Below are 22,432 nucleotides of genomic sequence, written 5' to 3' on the forward strand. Positions count from 1 at the left end.
CGTGCCTGCTATGTCCGTGCCCATCTCATATAGGCGTTCCCCTCTGATTTTGCATCGGTTTTCGCGTCGGGAAAGCGCCACCGCAACCCGTTTTCTGACGCGGTTCCGTTAATCCTCCGTTAGGCTCGCGCGCAAGGCGGCCGCGTCAGGATCCGACACCGTCCGAAGCGGCGCACCCCGGCCCTTATCCCTGCAGAAACGGGTTCGTCGTCCGCTCCTGCCCGAGTGTCCCGGTCGGTCCGTGACCGGGAATGAAGGCGACGTCGTCGCCGAGCGGCAGGACCTTCTCCTTGATCATCCGGATCAGCTGCTCGTGGCTGCCGCCGGGCAGGTCGGTGCGGCCGACCGAGCCCTGGAACACCACGTCGCCGACGAGCGCGAAGCGGGCGTCGCGGCTCATGAACACGACGCTGCCGGGGGAATGGCCGGGGGCATGCCAGATGTCGAAGGTGAGGCCGCCGACGCTGACGGTGTCGCCCTCGTCGAGCCAGCGGTCCGGCGTGACCGCGCGGGCGCCGTCGAGCCCGTAGCTCGCGCCCGTCTCGGGCAGGGAATCGAGCAGGAACCGGTCCGCCTCGTGCGGGCCCTCGACGGGGACGCCGAGCCGCTCCTTCAGCTCCGCGGCGCCGCCGGCATGGTCGATATGGCCGTGGGTGAGCAGGATCTTCTCGACCCTCACGCCCTGCGAGCGGATCGCCGCCTCGATCCGGTCGAGGTCGCCGCCGGGATCGACCACGGCGCCGGCCTTGGTCTCGTCGTCCCAGATCAGGGTGCAGTTCTGCTGGAACGGGGTGACCGGGATGATCGCGGCGCGGGGCGTGGCGGGCATGCGGACTCGTCGGATGGAGGATGTCGTGTGCGGTTCTAGACCGTCGGGCCGGGAAGCGCCAAGGCCCGCGCTGTCAGCCCTCGGTCGGGATGCGGCGCGGACGGCCCGCCTCGTCGATGGCGACGAAGGTGAAGGTCGCCTCGGTCACCTTCTCGCGGACCTGCGTCTGGAAGCGCCGGGCCCAGGCTTCGAGGTGGATCTTCATCGAGGTGCGCCCGACATGGCCGATCCGGGTATAGACGCACAGCACGTCCCCGACCCGCACGGGCCGGATGAAGGTCATCGCATCGACGGCGACGGTCACGACCCGCCCCTGCGCCCGCTCGACCCCGGCGATGCCGCCGGCCTGATCCATCTGCGACAGCACCCAGCCGCCGAAGATGTCGCCGTTGGCGTTGGTGTCGGCCGGCATGGCGATGGTGCGCACCGTCAGATCGCCCACGGGACGCTCGTCGCCCCCATCGATCGCCTGCGTCATCGATCCCCCCGATTTCTTCCGATTCGACGGTGTCTCGGACGACAGCCAAGCACGGGCGCCGAACACGCGCCAGAGGCGGAGAGCGCTGCGTCAGGGCATCAGTCCGAGAAGCTCCAGCCCGGCGGCGAGGAAGATCGCCGCGGCGCAGACGTACAGCTCCAGCGGAACATCCTGCCAGGACAAGGTGCGAGGGGGCGCAATCGCGCGCCGCTGCCGCGTCACGAGATCGATCATGGGGCGTCCTCCGGAGGGGCCCGTCTGACGCGGACCCGCTCGCTCGGCTGTCATCCTACATCCGCCGAGGGCGTTTCGGAAAGCGCTTGGCCTCGCGGCGGAAACCGCACCGCGCGAACACGAAAAAGCCCGGGGCGACGACGCTCCGGGCTTCTCGGATGACCGCGCTCAGGAGACCCTTGCGGCTCCCGAGGATTCAGGCCGGATCAGTAGTAGAAGCGGCGCGGGCCGTAGAAGCGACGCGGGCCGTAGAACGGACGGCGGTAGTACGGGCGACGGTAGAACGGGCGCGGGCCGTAGAAGCGGCGACCGTAGTAGGGGCGCGGACCCCAGCCACGACGGTAATAGTACTGCGCCTTCTCGACGGTCGCGGGCGCGGTCTCCGTGACCAGCGCGGCCGACGGACCGACCGGGGCGGCCGACGCACCCTGCGGGGCGACCGCGGCGAGGCCCAGGACCATCAACGCGGCGATGAGGAGTTTCTTGAGCAAGTGGGCATTCCCTCTGCGGCAATCGCGAACGGTCACGCCGAAGCCGGCGTGCCGCGGGAGCGGAAACGCGCGAGGGTCCGAAACGGTTGCGCGGGAAAATGCGGCCTCGCCCTCGGGCGGGACCGCCTCAGGCGATCTTCGTCGTCATGTCGACGATGGAGGCCTCGCCGCTGTTCTTCACCAGCGCGATGCCACGCTCGCAATCTTCGCGGTGGACGTAGCCTTCACTGGAATCGGCGATCACGTTGCCGTTCTGGACGCGCAGGCGCCAGCGCCACTGCCCGCCCGCGTCGCGATAGAGTTCGTAGCGCATCCCGCCTGTCTCCTTCCGGGCCGCGCTTCGAACGAGCACGGCGCGGGATAGAACGCATCCCGCGCCGAAAGGATCGCTTCGGATCGCGTCGAAGCCCGCTGCGATCAGGAGCGCGGGGCGCGGTCGAGCCAGCCGATCGCCCGGCCGCCCTCGCCGCCGGAGCGCGCGGGGCGTCCGTCACGGCGCGCGTCGTTCGGACGGCCGCCCTGGGGACGCGCGCCCTGCGGACGGCCCTCGCCGGCCCGCTCGGGGCGGCGCTGATCCTGACGCTGACCGTCGGGGCGCGGCGCGCCGGTCCGCTGGTCCTGACGGTGGCCCGGCTGGCCGCCGGGACGTCCGCCGCGGGCCTCGTGGCCGCGCGGCTCGCCGCGCTGCTCCTGGCCGCGACCGCCGCCCGGACGTCCCTGGCGATGGCCGGGGCGACCCTGCGGCTGGCGCGGCGGACGGCGCGCCTCCTCGGCGGCGGTGTCCTGCGCCTCCTGGCGGCTCGGCGGCACGAAGCCCTCGGGGAAGCCGGCGACCGGCACCTTCTGGCGCGTGGTGCGCTCGATGTCGCGGAGGTAGGCGCGCTCCTCGTCGTTGCAGAACGAGATCGCCTGACCTTCCGCACCCGCGCGGGCCGTGCGGCCGATGCGGTGGACGTAGCTCTCCGGCACGTTCGGCAGGTCGTAATTCACGACGTGGGTGACACCCTCGACGTCGATGCCGCGGGCGGCGATGTCGGTGGCCACCAGCACCCGGCACGAGCCGTCGCGGAAGGCGGCGAGCGCCCTCTCGCGCTGCGGCTGGCTCTTGTTGCCGTGGATCGCCGCGCCGACGATGCCGGCCTTGTCAAGGCCGCGCACGACCCGGTCCGCGCCGTGCTTGGTGCGGGTGAAGACGAGCACGCGCTCGATCTTCGGATCGCGCAGGATGTGGTTGAGCAGGGCCTGCTTGGCACCCGTATGGCAGAAGATGACCTGCTGATCGACGCGCTCGGCGGTCGTCGCCACCGGCGTGACCGCCACCTGCACCGGGTTGGTGAGGTACTGGTCGGCGAGGCCCGCGATGTTCTTCGGCATGGTGGCCGAGAAGAACAGGCTCTGGCGGCGCGCCGGCAGCATCTTCACGATCCGCTTAAGCGCGTGGATGAAGCCGAGGTCGAGCATCTGGTCGGCCTCGTCGAGGACGAGGATCTCGACGCCCTCCAGCGTCAGCGCCCGGCGGTCGACGAGGTCGATGAGCCGGCCCGGCGTGGCGACGAGGATGTCGACGCCCGGCGCGATCGCCCGCTCCTGGCGGTTGATGTTGACGCCGCCGAACACGACGGTGTTGGTGTAGGGCAGGTGCCGGCCGTAATCCGAGAAGCTGTCGGCGATCTGGCTGGCCAGTTCGCGGGTCGGCGAGAGCACGAGCACGCGGCAGCCGCGGCGCGGCGCGCGGCGGTTGTCGAGCGAGAGCCGGTGCAGGATCGGCAGGGCGAAGGCGGCGGTCTTACCGGTGCCGGTCTGGGCGATGCCGCAGAGGTCACGGCCCTCCATCGCCGGCGGAACCGCCTGCGACTGGATCGGGGTCGGCGTGACGTAACCGGCCTCCTCCAGCGCGCGGAGCACGGGCTGAGCGAGGCCGAAATCGGTGAATTGGGTCAAGTCGGTACTTTCAAAGGCAGCGGAACCCGCGATCCGGCGTCACGCGCTCGGAGAAATAGTGAGGTCCGTCGGTCCGGGAGGCTGCCCGCGTGATGGGGCGGCCTGGGGTGCATGCACGTTGAAGAGAGGGGCCGGGGCGCGACCTCAAAAAGGCGCGAACCGTCACGCAGCCCCCTCAAGCGACCCCGTATGGCCGCTGACGCTGCAGGTGCGATATGCGACGTTGCACCTGCGAAGTCAATGCGCAGGTTGCGCATCGGGTCGCGTTCTCCAGATCGGTCAAGAGCCGCGCACGCGCCCGCGGTGACGGCGCTCGAAGTTCGGCCTGCCGGGCGCGGCTTCACGGACCGGTTTCCCAACCGCGCCGGGTGACAGCACGGCGAGAACAAGCCGCTGCCCCCGCGCCTTCGCGATGCAAGAACAGCGGCAATACGATCAAATATCAACAAATACTGCGTGGTCTTAATCTACTATAATAACACACATTAAAGTAACGCTTTCGTGATCCCGGAAAATCAGCACAGCTTGGGAACATGATCAATCTCGTCTCGGATGCCAGATCGGCTGTTTGACAGCCGTTCGGGCAGGAGATGTGCAATGGCGACGATTTCGGGAACGAACGGAGACAATGTTCTTACCGGGACGGCGGGTGACGACATCATTCTCGGCCTTCTCGGGAACGACGTCATTACCGATCCGGGCGGCTTCAACCGGATCGATGGTCAGGACGGAAACGACACCATCACCGGCGGCAGCGGCCTCGATTACATCGCCGGTGGGGGTGGAAACGATTCGATCTTCGGCGGGAACGGCTTCGATCAGATCATCGGCGAGGCCGGCAACGACACGATCTACGGCCAGGACGGGGACGATTACGCCGCCGGCAATCCCGGCGAGGATACCCTCTACGGCGGGCTCGGAAACGACTTCCTGGTCGGCGAGGCCGGCGTCGACCTCGTTGTCGGCGATGAAGGAAACGACTTCCTCGCCGGCGGCGACGACAACGATACCGTCCGCGGCGGTGATGGCGACGACCTCGTCGACGGCGACCTCGGCGACGACACGCTGTTCGGCGATGCGGGCAACGACACCGTCTTCGGCGATTTCGGCGCGGATCGGATGTCGGGCGGCTTGGGGGCCAACATCCTCGACGGCGCGTCCGGCATCGACACCGCGGTCTTCGCCTTCAACTTCTCCGATGCCATCGTCTCGTCCGCCGGGACCCTGTCGGTGATCGCCGGCCCAGGCTCGACGGACACCGTCAAGAATACGGAGGTCTTCGAATTTGCCGACCGCTCGATCGTGCAGAGCGACGGCAACGCGCTCGTGGACGACCTGTTCTACCTGAGCCAGTACAAGGACGTCTTCAACAACGGCAACGACGCCGAGCAGCACTTCCGTGACTTCGGCTGGAGGGAAGGCCGCAACCCGAACGCGTTCTTCGACACGAAGGGGTACCTCGCGGCCTATGCGGATGTGGCGGCCGCCGGCATCAACCCCCTCGAGCACTACCTGACCTACGGCTGGAAAGAGGGGCGCGATCCCTCGGCGCAGTTCGACACCAAACAATACCTGGCGGCGTACGGGGATGTCGCGGCGGCCGGCCTCAATCCGCTGCAGCACTACCTCGAATACGGCGCCGCCGAGGGACGCTCGACCTTCGGCGACGGCACCTTCGCCTGACGCCATCGACGCCGCCTGCCACGGGGCGATCCGGCGGGAAGCCGCCGGATCGTCGCCGAGACGACGCACCCGGCGCGCCGGGGTCCGACTTCTCGCGTTCACCCCTCGTCGAACCGACTCATCCGGAACACTTCGACGCCCGCGCCGTCGATCACCCGAACCGCCTCGGCGGCGGTGCCGCTGCGCTGCGGCACCCGGGCGCGGGCGAAGAGCCGCCGCGCGCGCTCCTCGGCGCCCTCCTGGCTCGACGTCCGCACGGAGATCCGCTGCTGAACGCCCCCCGGGGCGCCGGCCTCCTCGGGGCCGAGCACTTCGATGTGATAGGTCTCGCGCACGTCGTTCCGTATCCTCGCCTCGCCGGATGGGGCTTACCCGAAGATCGGGCCGCCCGCAGGCCGGCGAAAGGGTTTCGAACAAACGGGACCCGGTGACGCGGCGGTTTCCGATCCCCGGCCTTGCCGAATTCCCGCCAATGCCGGATGTGGTGTCTTCCCCGCGGGTCCGCGCAGGCGAGGACATCCATGACCACATCGCCCTTCGTCACGGTGGACTGGCTGCACCAGCGCCTCGCCGCGCCGGACATCGTCGTGCTCGACGCCTCCTGGTACCTGCCGGCGCAGGGGCGCGACGCGGAGGCCGAGTACCGCGCGGCCCACATCCCCGGCGCGATCCGCTTCGACCTCGACGCGATGAGCGACACCGAGTCCCCCCTCCCCCACATGCTGCCGCGGCCCGAGGTGTTCTCCTCGAAGATGCGCGCGCTCGGCGTCGGCGACGGGGCGCAGGTCGTCGTCTACGACGGGATGGGGCTGTTCTCGGCCCCGCGCGTCCGCTGGATGCTCCGGACCTTCGGCATGCGCGAAGTGAAGATCCTCGAAGGCGGCCTGCCCGCCTGGGTCGCGGCGGGCTACCCGACCGAGGACGGCGAGGGCCGTCCGCGCGACCGGCGCCACTTCACCGCGCGGCTCGACAACGGCGCCGTGGCGGATGCGGGCGACATCGCCCGGGCGCTCGCCAACGGCTCGGCCCAGGTTGTCGATGCCCGCTCCGGTCCGCGCTTCCGCGGCGAGGAGGCGGAGCCGCGCCCCGGCGTCCGCCCCGGCCACATGCCCGGCGCGCGGAACCTGCACTACGCCGCGATCCAGGCGAATGGCCGCCTGCGGGACGAGGCGTCCCTTCGCGCGGCGATCGCCGAGGCCGGGGTCGACCTCGATCGCCCGGTCATCACCACCTGCGGCTCGGGCGTCACCGCGGCCATCGTCGCGCTGGCGCTCGAGACCTTGGGCAAGGAGCCGCGGGCGCTCTACGACGGCTCGTGGTCGGAATGGGGCGCCGATCCCGCCCGCCCGGTCGAGAGCGGTCCCGCCTGAGGGCCGGACCGCCCCCGCCTCCCATCCGTGCATTGCGGGGATGCCGGCCGGCGAGAGGACGACACAGCGTTAAAGGGCGGTTAAGAGGAAGCGCATAAGCTTGGCCGGAGCCGGCCTCCGGACGGCCGCTGCGCGGCATCCGCGCGGCGACCCGTGCGGCCCATCTCGAAGGCTCGGAGGATACGGCTTGGGCAGGGGCCCCGAACGCTGGCAGCTCTACCGCCTGCTCGGCCACGAGATCGTTCGCGCGGTCCGCGAGCGGACGGCACGGCTCACGGCGCGGCCCGAGATCCTCACCCGCGCGCGGGTGACCGGCCTCGTCATCGCGCCGCACGACCTGCGCACCAGCGACGCCTCGCTCGCCGACGACATCTATTCCGGCCTGTTCGTCTTCGCGGGCCGCTCGCTGGTGGTGAGCGGGCGCTCCCCGTTCGATTACGATCCCCCCTCCCCGGAATGGGCGGACGCGCTCTACGGCTTCGGCTGGCTGCGCCACCTGCGCGCCGCCGACACGGCGCTCGCCCGCGCCAACGCCCGCGCCTTCGTCTCGGACTTCATGAGCGGGCGCGGCGAGGCCGTCCGCGCCAGCCCCGTGCCGGTGGCCTCCCGGCGGCTGATCTCGTTCCTGTGCCAGTCGCCGCTGGTGCTGGAGGGCGCCGACCACGCCTTCTACCAAGCCTTCCTCAAGGCCGTCGGCAAGGGCGCGCGAGAGCTTGAACGCTCGCTGCGCCGCTCGGCGCCGCCGCAATCGCGCCTGCTCGCCGCGGTGGCGCTGACCTACGCGGGCCTCTGTTGCGAGGGTATCGAGCCGATCCTGCGCCGGGCGACCCGGATCCTCGTGCGCGAACTCGACACGCAGATCCTGCCCGACGGCGGCCACCGCTCCCGCGATCCGCGCTTCGCGATGGAGCTGCTGCTCGACCTGCTGCCGCTGCGCCAGAGCTTCCTCAGCCGCAGCGTCGATCCCCCCGAGGCGCTCCTGCGCGCGGTCGACCGGATGCTGCCGGCCCTGCGCCTGCTGCGCCACGGCGACGCCTCGCTCAGCCACTTCAACGGCATGGGCGTGACGGCGGCCGACCATCTCGCCACGCTGCTGGTCTACGACGGGTCCGGCACCGACACGCTGATGTACGCGTCGCATTCCGGCTACGCCCGGCTGGAACTGGGCCGGGTCGTCATGGTCTGCGACGTCGGCGCACCGCCGCCGATGGACCAGTCGCGCGAGGCCGGCGCCGGGTGCCTCTCCTTCGAGCTGACGAGTGGGGCGCAGCGCATCGTCGTCAATTGCGGAGCTCCCGCGAGCGGCGGCGAGCTGCGCCGGGCGGCGCGCAGCACCGCCGCGCACTCGACGGCGACGGTGGCCGACACCTCCTCCTGCCGCTTTCTCGACCAGCCGGAAGACTGGTGGATCGGCCGCCTCGCCGCGCGCTGGCTGCTGGCGCGCCGCGGCCCGGTCGTGCTGCGCGGCCCCGGCCCCGTCGCGGTCGAGCGCCGCACGGAGAACGGGGCGGCCGTCCTCGCCGCCCGCCACGACGGCTACGTCGCCGAGTTCGGGATCCTGCACGAGCGCCGCTGGCGCCTCTCCGGCGGCCCGGTGCGGCTGGAGGGTGAGGACGCGTTCCGTCGCGAGGGCAAGCGCGCGCAGGCCCAGCCGGTCGCGGTGCGCTTCCATCTCCACACCGCCGTCGCCGCCCAGCCCCAGGAGGACGGCAGCGTCGCCCTGGGCCTGCCGACCGGGGAGCGCTGGCGCTTCTCGGCGGAGGGCGCGACCCTGGCCATCGAGGAGAGCGTCTACTTCGCGGGCGTCGTCGGCGCGCGGCGGACCGCGCAGATCGTCCTGCACCTGTCGGTGGACGAGGATGCCCTGGTGCGCTGGCGGATCGAGCAGGTCTGAGACGGTTTCCGAATGATTCCTTCGGTGTTGCTTCCCGTCATTCCGGGGCGCCGAAGGCGAACCCGGAATCCACCCGTGATGCCACGTTGAGCCGCGCATCACGGGTAGATCCCGGGTTCCGCTGCGCGGCCCCGGGATGACGGGGGTGGGGCCGAACCAAGATGATCCAGCGCGCGCCCTTTTCAGAGATGTCGCGCCCTGGATTGCCACGGCTTCGCCTCGCAATGACGGCGGATGATGAAACCGACGTGATCGTCCGGCAACCGTCCCAGCAAGCCCGCGCGGCGCTCGAGCGTCGCCGACATCCGCCATCCCGGAGGGATCGATCGGACATCGGATGACGGAAGCGGTTGAAACCGCCGGCTCCGCACGGGGCCATCCTTGTGCCCAACTGGCCGCCCCGGCCGGTTCCGTGCTACCGCGCGCTCCAAATCTCCCGATGATGACACAGGTTACATCCATGCCGCGCGACCAGATCCGGGTCACCCGCGCCCTCCTCTCCGTCTCGGACAAGACCGGGCTCACGGATTTCGCCGCGGCGCTGAGCCGGCAGGGCGTCGAGCTGGTCTCGACCGGCGGCACCCATCGCGCGCTGACGGAAGCGGGGCTGGCGGTCCGGGAGGTGTCCGAGCTGACCCGCTTTCCCGAGATGATGGACGGCCGGGTGAAGACGCTGCATCCGGCGGTCCATGGCGGCTTGCTCGCGGTGCGCGACAACCCGGAGCATCAGGCGGCGCTCGCTGCCCACGGCATCGGCGCCATCGACCTGCTCGTGGTCAACCTCTACCCGTTCGAGGAGACGTTGAAGGCCGGCCGGGCCTACGACGACTGCGTCGAGAACATCGATGTCGGCGGCCCCGCCATGATCCGCGCGGCGGCCAAGAACCATGCCGACGTCGCCGTGGTGGTCGATGTCTCGGATTACGACGCGATCCTCGCCGAACTCGCGGCACAGGACGGCCAACTCGCCGCCGCGACCCGCCGCCGGCTGGCGCAGAAGGCGTTTTCCCGCACCGCTTCCTACGACGCGGCCATCGCCAACTGGCTCGCCGAGGTCGAGGGGCGCGACGAGGCCCCGACCTTCAAGGCTCTCGGCGGCACCCTGGCCCAGAGCCTTCGCTACGGCGAGAACCCGCACCAGTCGGCGGCCTTCTACCGCCTGCCCGGCACGCTGCGCCCCGGCATCGCCACCGCCCGGCAGGTGCAGGGCAAGGAGCTGTCCTACAACAACCTCAACGACACCGACGCGGCCTACGAATGCGTCGCCGAGTTCGACCCCGCCCGGACGGCGGCGGTCGCGATCATCAAGCACGCCAACCCCTGCGGCGTGGCGGAAGGCGCGAGCCTGCTGGACGCCTACGAGCGGGCGCTCGCCTGCGACCCGACCTCGGCCTTCGGCGGGATCGTCGCCCTCAACCGCCCGCTCGACGCCGAGGCCGCGAAAAGGATCGTCGAGATCTTCACCGAGGTCATCATCGCCCCCGACGCCTCCGAGGAGGCCAGGGCCATCGTCGGCGCCAAGAAGAACCTACGGCTCCTGCTGGCCGGCGGCCTCGCCGATCCGCGGGCGAAGGGCGAGACCATCCGCACGGTCGCGGGCGGCCTCCTCGTCCAGGGACGGGACGCCCTGAGCGTGGACGACATGGACCTGAAGGTCGTCACCCGGCGCGCCCCGAGCGAGGGCGAACTCGCCGACATGCGCTTCGCCTATCGCGTGGCCAAGCACGTGAAGTCGAACGCCATCGTCTACGCCAAGGGCGGCGCCACGGTCGGCATCGGCGCCGGGCAGATGTCGCGGGTCGATTCCTCGATCACCGCGGCGCGCAAGGCCGCGGAAGCCGCCGCGCGCCTCGGCCTGCCGGAGAGCCTCGCCAAGGGCTCCGCGGTGGCGTCCGACGCCTTCTTCCCCTTCGCCGACGGCCTGCTCGCCGCGGCCGAAGCCGGCGCCACCGCCGTGATCCAGCCCGGCGGCTCGATGCGCGACGACGAGGTGATCCGCGCCGCCGACGAGGCGGGGCTCGCCATGGTGTTCACGGGGGTGCGCCACTTCCGCCACTGACGCTGTTTGCGGCGCCCGCGGATAGCGTGACTTCGATGACGCCTCTCGACAGGATGGATCCTTCCATCCTGCCCGCCATTGGCGTATAAGTTTATGGTCTGGTCGGCGGCCGATCTGAGCATCGCGCTCGTCGTTCATCTGAGCGGCGGACCGGTCGCGACGATCGCAATCGGGACTCCGGTCGGAACGCTGTTCGTGATGGGAGAACCGCGGATCGAAGGCCGGACGCTGCATACTGGCGCGATCCACGTCCACGGCACCGGGCTCGAGCCCAACGAGATCGGTCCCGCGGCCCTGCGATGCCTCATCGATGCGGTCTTAGCGGAGTTGGACTGCGATGGACTCGTCATTGAGGGAGCGGTTCGAACGACTGGCGCGAACCCGGGCCCTCGAACCCGTTCGATCCGGTTCGCCCGCCGTGCTCGTCCTGAGACCGGCTCCCGGCGGGACTGACATTGCCGCGATCCCCGCCGTCACGGCCCTCGTCCGGCGCGGCGTGGGCCTTCTTCCTGCCAAGCGTGCGGTCGAGTCCTGCCGCGACACCGGACACGCCATCCTGGAAGTTCCCACGGTCGAGGATCGCTCGGCTCTGTCGGACGAATTGTCCGCCTGCGCGATCGCGGCCGGTTTCGTCGAGGCCTCGACGATCGACGTGAAGGCGGTCCGCCGCCGCCTCGGCCTGACGCAGCAACAATTCGCGCTGCGCTACGGGCTCGATCTCAATTCCCTGCAGAACTGGGAGACCGGGCGGCGTAAGCCCGACGCCGCGGTGCGCAGCTATTTGAAGGTCATCGATCGGCTGCCCGATGCCGTCGGCGAAGCGCTTGAAGATGTGGTGTCCCCGGCGGACGAACTGACGATCCGGTAGCGAGCCCCCATCGCGTCCCGAGAAGCAGCCGCGACGACATCTGCGAACGGAAACCCAGGCCAGCGTTCAAAAAAAAGCCCCGCCTCTCGGCGGGGCCTTTTCTTTGTCGACTGACGAGAACCGACAGCCTCAGGCCAGGATATCCCGGTCCTTGGTCTCGGGGATGAAGATCAGGCCGATCACGAAGGTGAAGAGCGCGATCACGATCGGGTACCAGAGGCCGAAATAGATGTCGCCGGTCTGGGCCACCATGGCGAAGGCGGTGGCGGGCAGGAGGCCGCCGAACCAGCCGTTGCCGATATGGTAGGGCAGCGACATCGAGGTGTAGCGGATCCGGGTCGGGAACAGCTCCACCAGCGCGGCGGCGATCGGGCCGTAGACCATCGTCACGTAGAGGACAAGGATCGTCAGGATGCCGACGACCGCGAGCTTCTGGCCCGTGAAGATGTCGATCGGGTTCGCGGCCTTGATCACGGTGGGATTGGCCGTGGCGGACGGGTAGCCCGCCTCGGTCAGGGCCGCCGGCACCGCCTTGGCGAAGTTCGGGTCGGCGACGGGGAAGTCCTTCCCGTTGATGCTGACCACGGTCGGCGTGCCGGCCGGCTGGTTCTCGGTGCTGTAGTTCACGGCGGAGCGGGCGAGCAGCGCCTTGGCGATGTCGCACTCCTTGGTGAACTTGGCGGTGCCGACCGGATTGAACTGGAACGAGCACTCGTCCTTGTTCGTCTTCACCACCACCGGCACGTTCGCCTGGGCCGCGTGCAGGGCCGGGTTGGCCTGGGCGGTCAGCATGTTGAACAGCGGGAAGTAGGTGAGCGCCGCGATCAGGCAGCCGCCGAGGATGATCGGCTTGCGGCCGATCCGGTCCGAGAGGCTTCCGAAGAACAAGAAGCCGCCGGTGGCGAGGATCAGCGACCAGGCGATCATGACGTTCGCCGTGAACTGATCGACCTTCAGGATGCTCTGCAGGAAGAACAGGGCGTAGAACTGGCCGGTGTACCAGACCACGGCCTGGCCGGCTGTGAGGCCGAGGAGCGCCAGCAGGGCCCACTTGGCGTTCTTCCACTGGCCGAAGGCTTCCGAGAGCGGCGCCTTGGAGTGGGTGCCCTCCTCCTTCATCTTCTTGAAGGCCGGGCTCTCCTGCATCTGCAGGCGGATCCAGACCGAGATGGCGAGCAGCACCACCGAGACGAGGAACGGGATGCGCCAGCCCCAGACCTGGAAGGCGGTCAGGGTGGTCGTGGTGCCGTCCGCGTTGGTCACCGTGGTGGCCGGGTAGGCGCTGTTCACGTAGCCCTGCGTCGACAGGATGATGATCAGCGAGAGCAGCAGGCCGAGGGTCGCCGTCGTCTGGATGAAGGCGGTGTAGAAGCCGCGGCGCCCGGCGGGCGCGTGCTCAGCCACGTAGACCGCCGCGCCGCCGTACTCGCCGCCGAGCGCGAGGCCCTGGAGCATGCGCAGGGCGAGCAGCGTCACCGGCGCGATCCAGCCGACATTGTAGGCCGCGAGCGTCGAGTAGGAGGGCAGCAGGCCGACCGCGAAGGTCGAGATGCCCATGATCAGGATGGTGACGAGGAAGGTGTACTTGCGCCCGACCATGTCACCGAGCCGGCCGAACACCAGGGCGCCGAACGGCCGCACGAGGAAGCCGGCGGCGAAGGCCAGCAGCGCGAAGATGTTGCGCGTCGCCTCCGGGTAGGCGGAGAAGAACTGCGCACCGATGATCGCGGCGAGCGAGCCGTAGAGATAGAAATCGTACCACTCGAAGACGGTCCCGAGCGAGGAGGCCATGATGACCTTCTTCTCGCCGGCAGTCATCGGCCTGACTGCCTCCCCGGACCGCGGTACTGCGGTTGCCCCAGCCATCTTTGTCGTTCCTCCAGTGACACGCGTGCGGGCGTCCGGTTCTCCGGCTTCGACCCGCTCCATGCGCTCGGCGCATGCACACGCCTGTGTTACCGCATGCCTCAAAGACGCCCAATAGGTAAATCGCTGCGAAGGATGCGTAGTTGACAGAATTCGGGCTGGTGTAACGGATCAAGACCTGCGGGACGCAGAAAGGGCGCGGCCTCGACGGCCGCGCCCTTCCAGCTTGATCTATGCCGACGCTCAGTGCGCGTGGGCGGACGAAGCGCCGATGCCGGTCTCCGAGCGCACGAACTGGGCGTCGAAGGCGGCGCGCTCGCGGTCCCCCCGGCGGGTCCGGTCGATCGTCGAGACCCCCCAGATCGTCAGGAAGGCCAGCGGCATCGAGAACAAAGCCGGGTTCGCGTAGGGGAACAGCGCCGCCGGATGGCCGAAGGTCTTCACCCAGACCGCGTCGGACAGCACCACCATGACCACCGCCGCGACCAGGCCGACGAGGCCGCCCGCCAGGGCGCCCCAGGTCGTGGTGCCGCGCCAGAGGATCGACATGGTCAGGACCGGGAAGTTGCAGCTCGCCGCCACGGAGAAGGCGAGGCCAACCATGAAGGCGACGTTCTGGTTCTCGAAGACGTAGCCGAGATAGATCGCGACGATGCCGATGGCGACGGCGGAGAACTTGGACAGGTTCACCTCCGCCCGCTCCGTGGTCCGCCCGCGGGCGAAGACCTGCGCGTAGAGATCGTGACTGATCGCCGAGGCGCCGGCCAGCGTCAGGCCCGCCACCACCGCGAGGATGGTCGCGAAGGCCACCGCCGAGATGAAGCCGAGGAAGTACGGCCCGCCGACGGCGTTGGCGAGGTTCACGGCCACCATGTTGGAGCCGCCGACCATGTCCTTGACCTTGTCGTAGGTCGTGCCGTCCGCACCGAGCTTGAAGTAGCTCGGATCGGACATCAGCAGGGCGATGCCGCCGAAGCCGATGATGAAGGTGAGGATGTAGAAGTAGCCGATCAGGCCGGTGGCGTAGAACACCGACTTGCGGGCGGCCTGGGCGTCCGACACCGTGAAGAAGCGCATCAGGATGTGCGGCAGGCCGGCGGTGCCGAACATCAGGCCGACGCCGAGCGAGATCGAGTCGATCGGGTTCGAGACGAGGCCGCCGGGCGCCATGATGGCGTCGCCCTTCGGATGCGTCTGCACGGCGGCCGCGAACAGCTTCTCCGGGCTGAAGTCGTAGAGGTAGAGCACGGCGCCGGCCATGAAGGTCGCGCCGCCGAGCAACAGGCAGGCCTTGATGACCTGCACCCAGGTCGTCGCCTTCATGCCGCCGAAGGCGACGTAGATGATCATCAGCGCGCCGACGATCACCACCGCGTAGAGGTAGTCGAGGCCGAACAGGAGCTGGATCAGCTTCCCCGCGCCGACCATCTGCGCGATCAGGTAGAACGCCACTACGACGAGGGTGCCGGTGGCCGAGATGATGCGGATCGAGGTCTGGTCGAGGCGGAAGCTCGCGACGTCGGCGAAGGTGAACTTGCCGAGGTTGCGCAGCCGCTCCGCGATCAGGAACAGCACGATCGGCCAGCCGACAAGGAAGCCCGTCGAGTAGATCAGGCCGTCGAAGCCCGAGGAATAGACGAGCCCGGAGATGCCGAGGAAGGAGGCCGCCGACATGTAGTCGCCGGCGATCGCCAGCGAGTTCGTGCGCGCCGAGATGCCGCCGCCCGCGGCGTAGAAGTCGGCCGCCGACTTGGAGCCCTTCGCCGCCCGGTAGGTGATGCCGAGGGTGAACAGCACGAAGAACAGGAACATGAAGATCGCGGGCCAGTTCGTGGCCTGCTTCTGCACGGCCCCCAGTTCGGGGCCGGCGGCGAGCGCCGACCCCATGCCGAGGGCGAGCGTCACGCCGAGGAACGGGGCGGCTCGGGGGATGAGACGGATCACGCTGCGGCTCACTTGGCGAGGCTCCGGATGAGGTCGGACGAGAGCCGGTCGTAGCGGGTGTTGGCGCGGGCGACGTAGAGGCCGGTCAGCACGAAGGCGAAGACGATGACGAACATGCCCATGTAGAAGCCGAGCGAGGCGGTGCCGCCGACCTTGGTGGCGAGCAGCGCCTTGTCGAAGGCGATGAGGCCGATGAAGCCGAAATAGACCGCCAGCATGAGGCCGGTGAGGATCCAGCCGAAGCGCGTGCGCTCGTGGACCAGGGTCTTGAAGGTCGGGTGCTCGGCGATGCGGTCGAGCCGGTGATCGGGCTCGGGCATGTCGAGGGCTCCCGCTCCTTGGAGCGAGCGGGCGTCCGGCGTCGCGGACGGCCCCGCCGTCTGTAAGGTGCTCATGAATCTCCTCCGGCGCAATCGTATCCCGGCGGCGACCGGCCGGGATCGGTTGCTTATTCTGTGATGATGACAATCGGGGCGTTGGCGCTCGCCCCAGCGCAAGCCGAGACCGGGGCGCCCGAAGCGGGCGCCCGGCACGGTGTTCTCCGGTCCGTGGACCATGCGTGAAACGGCTCCGGCCGCGCGGGGCGCGGCCGGACCTGTCGGAACGCGCTCAGGCCGAGCGGTTCTGCCGATTCTCGATCAGATCGTCGACGACCGCCGGCTCGGCGAGCGTCGAGGTGTCGCCGAGCGAGCCGAAATCGTCCTCGGCGATCTTGCGCAGGATACGGCGCATGATCTTGCCCGAGCGGGTCTTGGGCAGGCCCGGCGCGAACTGGATCAGGTCGGGCGAGGCGATCGGGCCGATATCCTTGCGGACCCAGGTGACGAGTTCCTTGCGCAGCTCGTCCGAGCCCTCCTCGCCCTCGTTGAGGGTGACGTAGGCGTAGATGCCCTGGCCCTTCACGTTGTGCGGATAGCCGACGACCGCGGCCTCCGAGACCTTCGGGTGGGCGACGAGCGAGGATTCGACCTCGGCCGTGCCCATGCGGTGGCCGGAGACGTTGATGACGTCGTCGACGCGGCCTGTGATCCAGTAATAACCGTCCGCATCGCGGCGCGCGCCGTCGCCGGTGAAGTAGAGGTTCTTGTAGGTCGAGAAGTAGGTCTGCTCGAACCGCTCGTGGTCGCCGTAGACCGTGCGCATCTGGCCGGGCCAGCTGTCCTTGATGCAGAGGTTGCCCTCGCAAGGACCGTCGAGTTCCTTGCCCTCGGCATCGACCATCACCGGCTGCACGCCGAAGAACGGCCGGGTCGCCGAGCCGGGCTTGAGCTTTGTCGCGCCGGGAAGTGGGGTGATGAGGATGCCGCCGGTCTCGGTCTGCCACCACGTATCGACGATGGAGCAGCGGGAATCGCCGACGACGCGGTAGTACCAGTCCCAGGCCTCGGGGTTGATCGGCTCGCCGACCGAGCCGAGCACCCGGAGCGAGGCGCGCGAGGTCTTCTTCACCGGCCCCTCGCCGCCGCCCATCAGCGAGCGGATCGCGGTCGGCGCGGTGTAGAAGATGTTGACCTTGTGCTTGTCGATGACTTCCCAGAAGCGGGAGTTCGACGGGTAGGTCGGGATGCCCTCGAACATCAGCGTGGTCGCGCCGTTCGCGAGCGGGCCGTAGACGATGTAGCTGTGGCCGGTGACCCAGCCCACATCCGCCGTGCACCAGTAGACGTCGCCGTCGTGGTAGTCGAAGACGTACTGGTGGGTCATCGCGGCGTAGACGAGGTAGCCGCCGGTGGTGTGCACCACGCCCTTCGGCTGGCCGGTCGAGCCCGAGGTGTAGAGGATGAAGAGCGGGTGCTCGGCCTCGACCGCCTCGGCCGGGCACTCGTCCGTCACCTGCGCGGCGGCCTCGTGGTAGTAAACGTCACGGCCGGGCTCCATCGCCACGTTGCCGCCGGTGCGCTTCACCACGATCACGTGGTCCACGAGATCCTGATCGAGGCGCTTGATCGCCTCGTCGACATTGGCCTTGAGCGGCACCTTGCGCCCGCCGCGCAGGCCCTCGTCGGCGGTGATGACGAGCTTCGAGCCGCAGCCCTTGATGCGGCTGGCCAGGGAGTCGGGCGAGAAGCCGCCGAAGACGATGGCGTGGATGGCCCCGAGCCGCGCGCAGGCCAGCATCGCGTAGGCAGCCTCGGGGATCATCGGCAGGTAGAGCGTGACGCGGTCACCCTTGCCGACGCCGCGGTTGCGCAGGACGTTGGCCATCCGGCACACTTCCGCGTGCAACTGCTTGTAGCTGATGTGCTTCGACTCGTTGGGGTCGTCCCCCTCCCAGATGATGGCGGTCTGGTCGCCGCGGGTCGCGAGATGACGGTCGATGCAGTTGAGTGCGACGTTGGTCTTTCCGTCCTCGAACCATTTGATCGAGACGTTGCCCGGCGCGAAGCTCGTATTCTTCACTTTGCTGAACGGCGTCGACCAGTCGATCCGCTTGCCGTGCTCGGCCCAGAACGCCTCGGGATCTGAGACGGAGGCCGTATACATTTCCTCGTACTTGGCGTCGTCGATCAGAGCCCGTTCCCGCCAGGCATCCTGAACGTCGATGACCTTCTCGCTCATTGGGTTTCTTCCCTGCCGGTGCCCGATCGTATCGCGAAGGTCCGCGCAGCCGGGGCTTCCTCAGAACTCATAAGCGCAGTTGAAGACACCCGGCAAGCACCAAAAAGTCGAGTTCTGTAATTTTGCGCAATCGAGTTGCGCGCTAAATGATTGCGCGCTTTTCACCGACCGTCCAGCTCCGGTCGCGAGACTCGGATAAATCCGGGAAGGGCTTGTCGTCCCACAAGAATCGGGCGCCCGACGCGTCGGGCCCACCGGAACCGACCCGGCGCCGGACGGGCCGTCAGGCGGCCGGAAACAGCATCTCGACGAGGGTGCCTTCGTCCTTGCGGCTGGTGATGCGGAAGCGGCCGCGATTGGCCTCCACGAGCGCCTTGGTGAGCGTCAGTCCGAACCCCTTCTCCTCGCCCTCGGCGTCGGGGCCGACATCGGCGCGGAACGGTTCGAGCGCGCTGGTCAACTCGTCCTCGGTCATGCCGGTGCCGGTGTCGCGCACCCGCAGGGCCACCTCTCCCCGTTCGGCGAGGGTCGTCGAGATGATCACCTGCCCGCCGGCCTCGGTCACGCGGATGGCGTTTCCGAGCACGTTCAGCGTCGCCTGCCGGATCGAGCGCTCGTCCGCCCGTATGGCCGGCAGAGCCGGAGCGAGGCTGGTGCGCAGGACGATGCGGTCCCGCGCCGCCTGTGCCTGTTGCGCGGCGATGCAGGAGGCGACGAGATCGTTGAGGGCAAGGTCGGCGAAGGTGAGCTTGCCGCGGCCGGCCTGGATCTCGGCGAGGTCGCGCAGATCGTCGATCAGCCCGGCGATCCGGCCACCGGAGAGACGCACCTCGCGCAGATACGCTTCCAGGCGCTCGGCATCCGCCCGGTCGAAGCGGTCGGAGAGCATCATGTCGGTGAGGCTGAGGATCGCGTTGAGCGAGGGGCGGATCTCGCGGCTGACGCGGGCGAGCGCGTTGGCCCTCCAGGAGGCTTCCGCCTCTGTCTCGCTCCGCGGCGCGGGTTGGCCGACGGAAGCGGCCGGAGGCGCGGTGTCCTCGTCGCGGATCTCGCGCAGGCTGGCGCAGTAGCCCGGCGCGTCCTCGCCCAGCAGCCGGGCGATGCGCAGGCGCAGGGCCGCCGCCCCGGTGCGCGGCGTGACGCCGTGGATCTCGCTCGCACCCGAGCGCCGGGAATTGGTGACCGCGGTCTCGAGGGCCGACAGGCTCTCGGGCGCGAAGAGATCGGCGAAGCGCCCGCCCACGACCTCCTTGGGATGGGCGTGAACGAGTTCGGCCGCGCTCGGATTCAAGCCCACGACCCGGCCCTCGGCGTCGAGGGTGACGACTCCCTCCTCCAGGCTGTCCAGCACCTTCTCCGCCCGCAGCCGCGCGGCATTGGGCGGCACGGCGGGAATCTGACCCGCTCCGGCGGCCGGCATCGCCCGCGCGAGGCAGATCTCGGCCGGCGCACCCTCCCAGACGAGACCGGCCCGATCGACCAGGAGCGCCACCGTGCCTCCCTCGGGCCGGGCGAAGGGGACCGGCCCGACGATCTCACGGTCCCTCGGCGGGAGGCCGCGGAAGAGGTGGGCGAGACCGGCCTGACGCAGGGCCGGCAGGTCCGTGTAGCCGGTGAGGCCGAGGAAGGTGCGGCTGGCGAACAGTATCTCGCTTCCGCGGTAGACCAGGACTCCGACCGGCAGGCTTTCGAGCAGCTCCGTCAGGGCCGCCTGGGCCCGGGCCTCGGTCTCCGCGAGCCGGGACGGCGGCGTCGGGAACGGCATGACGGAGTTTTTCGCCGCGGCCTCGGGCTGCGCGGAGACCGGCGCCGCGTCCTCGGCCGCCTCGTCGGGCGCGAACCGCAAGCCGAGGATGCGCGCCACCTCGCGGAAGGCCGCATGCTCGTTCACCGACAGGCCGGCGTCCGGCTCCGGCTCGCGGACGGGCTCCACCTCCGGCCCGTCGTCGGGTGCGGGCTCCTCGTGCGCGATCGTCCGCGGGCGCCGCTCGCCGAGAATCGCGAAACCGCCGAACCCGGAGAAATCCTCCGTCGCGCGACCGGACGGAGCACCGGAGATTTCGAGGTCGTGCTCGTAGGACCGCCCGTGCACCACGAGCGGCAGGGCGCGGAAGGTGCGGCGGGCCGAGAGCGCCTCCGTCAGGTCCGCACCCTCGATCACGCCGTCGGCGGCGAGCAGCGCCCAGGGCCGGCCGAGCAGGGCCTCGGCAAGGTCGGGATGGGTGCGCGAGATGTGCGTCAGCACGCCCCCGGCGTCGCTGCGCCAGATCAGGCGCACCGGCAGATCCCCCGTCTCCGCGGCCGGCTCCGGCATCGGATCGGGCTTCGGGGCCTCCGGCACGACGTCCGAGGAGACCACCGCCTCGGGCGCCGGATCGACTTTCGCCAACGCGGTCTCGAACGGCCGCAGGGCCGGCAAGGCGCCGATCGGTGCGAGGAGGAGGACGGGATCGCCCGGCGCGATCTCGACGCGCGCGGCGAGGGCGACCACCGGCGGGGCGACACCGCGGGGATCGAGGCGCAGGCGAACCATGCGCGGCCGCGCGTCGAGAGTGCCGGCACGACCGATCTGCGCCGACAGCCGCAGAGCGGGCAGGATGTACCCTTCGGAATCGGCGACCCCCGCCCGCAGCGACAGAGCCGCGCCGTCGGCATGGAGAATCCGCTCGGCAGCGCCGTCGAGGACGAGCAGCGCACCGCCCTCGCGGACGAGATGCGCCGTCGAGGCATCGCTGCGCCAGCGCGCCAGGGCAGCACGGAGGGCCGAATCGTCCTCGAGAGAAGAACCCTGCGCTGCGCGGTCCGACATCCGAACCCTGGTCATGAGCCCCTTCACAGCCCTGTCGACGGTCGGTCGGGGCATGAACACACAGTTCCTCTGTAACTTACCCGCCGACGGACGTGGACACTGAAAGCCGCCGACACACGTTTATCAACTGGTAACCTTAATCGGCCCCCCAGGGGTGGAAAAAGTGTCGCCCCCGCGCTATTGTGCATTGCACATTGTGCGCCGCACAAGAGCGTTCCGTGTGAGACAGAGGAGACAGACATGAGCAGCACCCCCAACTACGAGATCCCGACCGAGATGCGCGACTTCGCCGAGAAGAGCGTCGAGCAGGCTCGCAAGGCGTTCGACTCCTTCATCGGCGCCGCCCGCCGCACCGCCGACACGGTCCAGGGATCGACGGACCTCGCCCGCAGCAACGCCACCAGCATCTCCGCCCGCGGCTTCGAGTACGCCGAGCAGAACGTCAACGCCGCGTTCGACCTCGCGCAGAAGCTCGTGCGTGCCCGCGACGTCCAGGAGGCGATGCAGCATCAGGCGGAGTTCGTGCGCGCGCAGTTCGCGGCGATCCAGGCGCAGGCCAAAGAGTTCGGCGGTCTCGCCCAGAGCGCGTTTCAGCAGAGCGCCGAGAACGCCAAGAGCGCGATGCAGCAGGGTGCTGCGGAAGCCCGCCAGGCCTACGAGCAGGGCGTCGAGACCGCCCGCGAGAACGCCAACGACGCCCAAAAGGCGACCTCGTAAGCCATCGTCCGGGCCTAGGCCCGAACCATCCCGCCTCAGACGGCCCGCTCCGCCCGGAGCGGGCCGTTCGCGCATCGTCCGGTCTTGTCCTGGCTCGACTCGCCTCTTTTCCGCCGCCCGGACACCGCAAGGCTCGCGGCCGTGCCGTCTCCGAGTGGACGGCCCAGCGGAGATCCTGGAGACGATGCGTTCGGTTCGCACCCTCGGCCTCGCGGCCCTGGCCGCCATCGCGGTCGGAAGCCTCACGCCCGCGCACGCACAATACTACGACGACGGCTACGACGCGCCGCCGCGCGCCCGCGTGTATCGCGACGGGGGCGGCCCGCCGCCTTCGCGTCGCGCCATGGGCCTCAATTGCGACGCCGTGCAGTCGGGGATCAGCGGCCTGCAGCCGTTTTCCTGCCCGCTTCCCGGTCCGCGCCCTCTGGGAGCCCGCTGCTTCTGCGACATGCCGGTCTCGTTCCTGAACGGCCCGCAGACGGCGGTCGGCCGCGTCGCGCCCTGATCGGCGACGCTCTGGTTCGAGCCGAGATGAGAAGGGGGGGGGGGGGGGGGGGGGCCCGCGGCCGGGGGGGGGGGGGGGGGGGGGGGGGGGGGGCCGCCCCCCCCCCGGCCGGGGGGGGGGGGGGGGCCCGCCCCGCCCGGGGGGGGGGGGGGGGCGCGCGGGGGGGGGGGGGGGGGGCGCGGGGC

At 69.7% G+C, this 22,432-nt stretch carries 20 protein-coding genes; 7 read left to right on the forward strand and 13 right to left on the reverse strand.

Translation table 11 applies throughout. The features are described 5' to 3' along the window. Positions 1-184: 184 nt before the first annotated feature. The 6 genes from ABS772_RS08615 to ABS772_RS08640 form a co-directional block, all read right to left on the reverse strand. On the reverse strand, positions 185-829 hold the full coding sequence (locus tag ABS772_RS08615; protein ID WP_350393759.1) for an MBL fold metallo-hydrolase: 645 nt from the start codon (positions 827-829) through the stop codon (positions 185-187). 73 nt (positions 830-902) lie between these two features. Next, positions 903-1,307 carry an acyl-CoA thioesterase gene (locus ABS772_RS08620; RefSeq protein WP_350393761.1) on the reverse strand — a complete coding sequence of 135 codons (405 nt, stop codon included), beginning with the start codon at positions 1,305-1,307 and terminating at the stop codon, positions 903-905. A 90-nt stretch (positions 1,308-1,397) separates the two neighbouring features. Beyond that, positions 1,398-1,541 (reverse strand): hypothetical protein, encoded by a 144-nt coding sequence (locus ABS772_RS08625; protein ID WP_238258012.1) that lies wholly within the window; start codon positions 1,539-1,541, stop codon positions 1,398-1,400. 206 nt (positions 1,542-1,747) lie between these two features. Further along, the gene (locus ABS772_RS08630) at positions 1,748-2,032 is read right to left on the reverse strand and encodes a hypothetical protein (protein WP_238258010.1); all 285 of its coding nucleotides are present in this window, start codon (positions 2,030-2,032) and stop codon (positions 1,748-1,750) included. A 127-nt stretch (positions 2,033-2,159) separates the two neighbouring features. Beyond that, positions 2,160-2,345: a YegP family protein gene (locus ABS772_RS08635; RefSeq protein WP_350393764.1), complete on the reverse strand. Its 186-nt coding sequence runs from the start codon at positions 2,343-2,345 to the stop codon at positions 2,160-2,162. Positions 2,346-2,449: 104 nt separating this feature from the next. Further along, positions 2,450-3,973: a DEAD/DEAH box helicase gene (locus ABS772_RS08640; RefSeq protein ID WP_238258007.1), complete on the reverse strand. Its 1,524-nt coding sequence runs from the start codon at positions 3,971-3,973 to the stop codon at positions 2,450-2,452. A gap of 597 nt (positions 3,974-4,570) precedes the next feature. Here ABS772_RS08640 and ABS772_RS08645 point away from each other — a divergent pair. After that, complete coding sequence (locus ABS772_RS08645) at positions 4,571-5,656, forward strand: calcium-binding protein (RefSeq protein ID WP_350393767.1); 1,086 nt, start codon at positions 4,571-4,573, stop codon at positions 5,654-5,656. A 98-nt stretch (positions 5,657-5,754) separates the two neighbouring features. Here ABS772_RS08645 and ABS772_RS08650 read toward each other — a convergent pair whose 3' ends face one another. Next, positions 5,755-5,991 (reverse strand): hypothetical protein, encoded by a 237-nt coding sequence (locus tag ABS772_RS08650; RefSeq protein ID WP_350393769.1) that lies wholly within the window; start codon positions 5,989-5,991, stop codon positions 5,755-5,757. A 186-nt stretch (positions 5,992-6,177) separates the two neighbouring features. Here ABS772_RS08650 and sseA point away from each other — a divergent pair, with 186 nt between their 5' ends. Together sseA and ABS772_RS08660 are read left to right on the forward strand one after the other, a co-directional pair. Continuing rightward, positions 6,178-7,026 (forward strand): 3-mercaptopyruvate sulfurtransferase, encoded by an 849-nt coding sequence (gene sseA, locus ABS772_RS08655; RefSeq protein WP_350393771.1) that lies wholly within the window; start codon positions 6,178-6,180, stop codon positions 7,024-7,026. Between the two features lie 187 nt (positions 7,027-7,213). After that, positions 7,214-8,920, forward strand: coding sequence for a heparinase II/III family protein (locus ABS772_RS08660; RefSeq protein WP_350393773.1), 1,707 nt, complete (start codon positions 7,214-7,216; stop codon positions 8,918-8,920). A gap of 182 nt (positions 8,921-9,102) precedes the next feature. Here the strand turns inward: ABS772_RS08660 and ABS772_RS08665 are convergent, their stop codons facing one another. Beyond that, entirely contained in the window at positions 9,103-9,225 is a 123-nt protein-coding gene (locus ABS772_RS08665) for a hypothetical protein (RefSeq protein WP_350393774.1), read from the reverse strand. Positions 9,226-9,380: 155 nt separating this feature from the next. Here ABS772_RS08665 and purH point away from each other — a divergent pair, with 155 nt between their 5' ends. Both purH and ABS772_RS08675 read left to right on the forward strand, forming a co-directional pair. Beyond that, on the forward strand, positions 9,381-10,979 hold the full coding sequence (gene purH, locus ABS772_RS08670) for a bifunctional phosphoribosylaminoimidazolecarboxamide formyltransferase/IMP cyclohydrolase (protein WP_350393776.1): 1,599 nt from the start codon (positions 9,381-9,383) through the stop codon (positions 10,977-10,979). 337 nt (positions 10,980-11,316) lie between these two features. Next, the gene (locus ABS772_RS08675; protein WP_350393778.1) at positions 11,317-11,847 is read left to right on the forward strand and encodes a helix-turn-helix domain-containing protein; all 531 of its coding nucleotides are present in this window, start codon (positions 11,317-11,319) and stop codon (positions 11,845-11,847) included. 129 nt (positions 11,848-11,976) lie between these two features. Here ABS772_RS08675 and ABS772_RS08680 read toward each other — a convergent pair whose 3' ends face one another. The 5 genes from ABS772_RS08680 to ABS772_RS08700 all read right to left on the reverse strand — a co-directional run bounded on the left by ABS772_RS08680 (position 11,977) and on the right by ABS772_RS08700 (position 21,025). Beyond that, positions 11,977-13,713 (reverse strand): MFS transporter, encoded by a 1,737-nt coding sequence (locus ABS772_RS08680; RefSeq protein WP_238257407.1) that lies wholly within the window; start codon positions 13,711-13,713, stop codon positions 11,977-11,979. Between the two features lie 243 nt (positions 13,714-13,956). Beyond that, positions 13,957-15,600: a cation acetate symporter gene (locus tag ABS772_RS08685; RefSeq protein WP_350393795.1), complete on the reverse strand. Its 1,644-nt coding sequence runs from the start codon at positions 15,598-15,600 to the stop codon at positions 13,957-13,959. Positions 15,601-15,665: 65 nt separating this feature from the next. Further along, complete coding sequence (locus tag ABS772_RS08690) at positions 15,666-16,052, reverse strand: DUF485 domain-containing protein (protein ID WP_350393781.1); 387 nt, start codon at positions 16,050-16,052, stop codon at positions 15,666-15,668. Between the two features lie 214 nt (positions 16,053-16,266). Continuing rightward, entirely contained in the window at positions 16,267-18,216 is a 1,950-nt protein-coding gene (acs, locus tag ABS772_RS08695) for an acetate--CoA ligase (protein ID WP_350393782.1), read from the reverse strand. Between the two features lie 283 nt (positions 18,217-18,499). Continuing rightward, positions 18,500-21,025, reverse strand: a complete 2,526-nt coding sequence (locus ABS772_RS08700) for a sensor histidine kinase (RefSeq protein ID WP_350393784.1) — start codon at positions 21,023-21,025, stop codon at positions 18,500-18,502. Between the two features lie 240 nt (positions 21,026-21,265). On the opposite strand from ABS772_RS08700, the gene ABS772_RS08705 reads away from it, so the two are divergent. Beyond that, positions 21,266-21,742: a phasin gene (locus ABS772_RS08705; RefSeq protein ID WP_350393786.1), complete on the forward strand. Its 477-nt coding sequence runs from the start codon at positions 21,266-21,268 to the stop codon at positions 21,740-21,742. Between the two features lie 184 nt (positions 21,743-21,926). Then, positions 21,927-22,247 carry a hypothetical protein gene (locus tag ABS772_RS08710; RefSeq protein WP_350393788.1) on the forward strand — a complete coding sequence of 107 codons (321 nt, stop codon included), beginning with the start codon at positions 21,927-21,929 and terminating at the stop codon, positions 22,245-22,247. Positions 22,248-22,432: the final 185 nt, after the last annotated feature.

Origin of the sequence: Methylorubrum podarium (assembly GCF_040270385.1) — a bacterium.
Lineage (GTDB): Bacteria > Pseudomonadota > Alphaproteobacteria > Rhizobiales > Beijerinckiaceae > Methylobacterium > Methylobacterium podarium.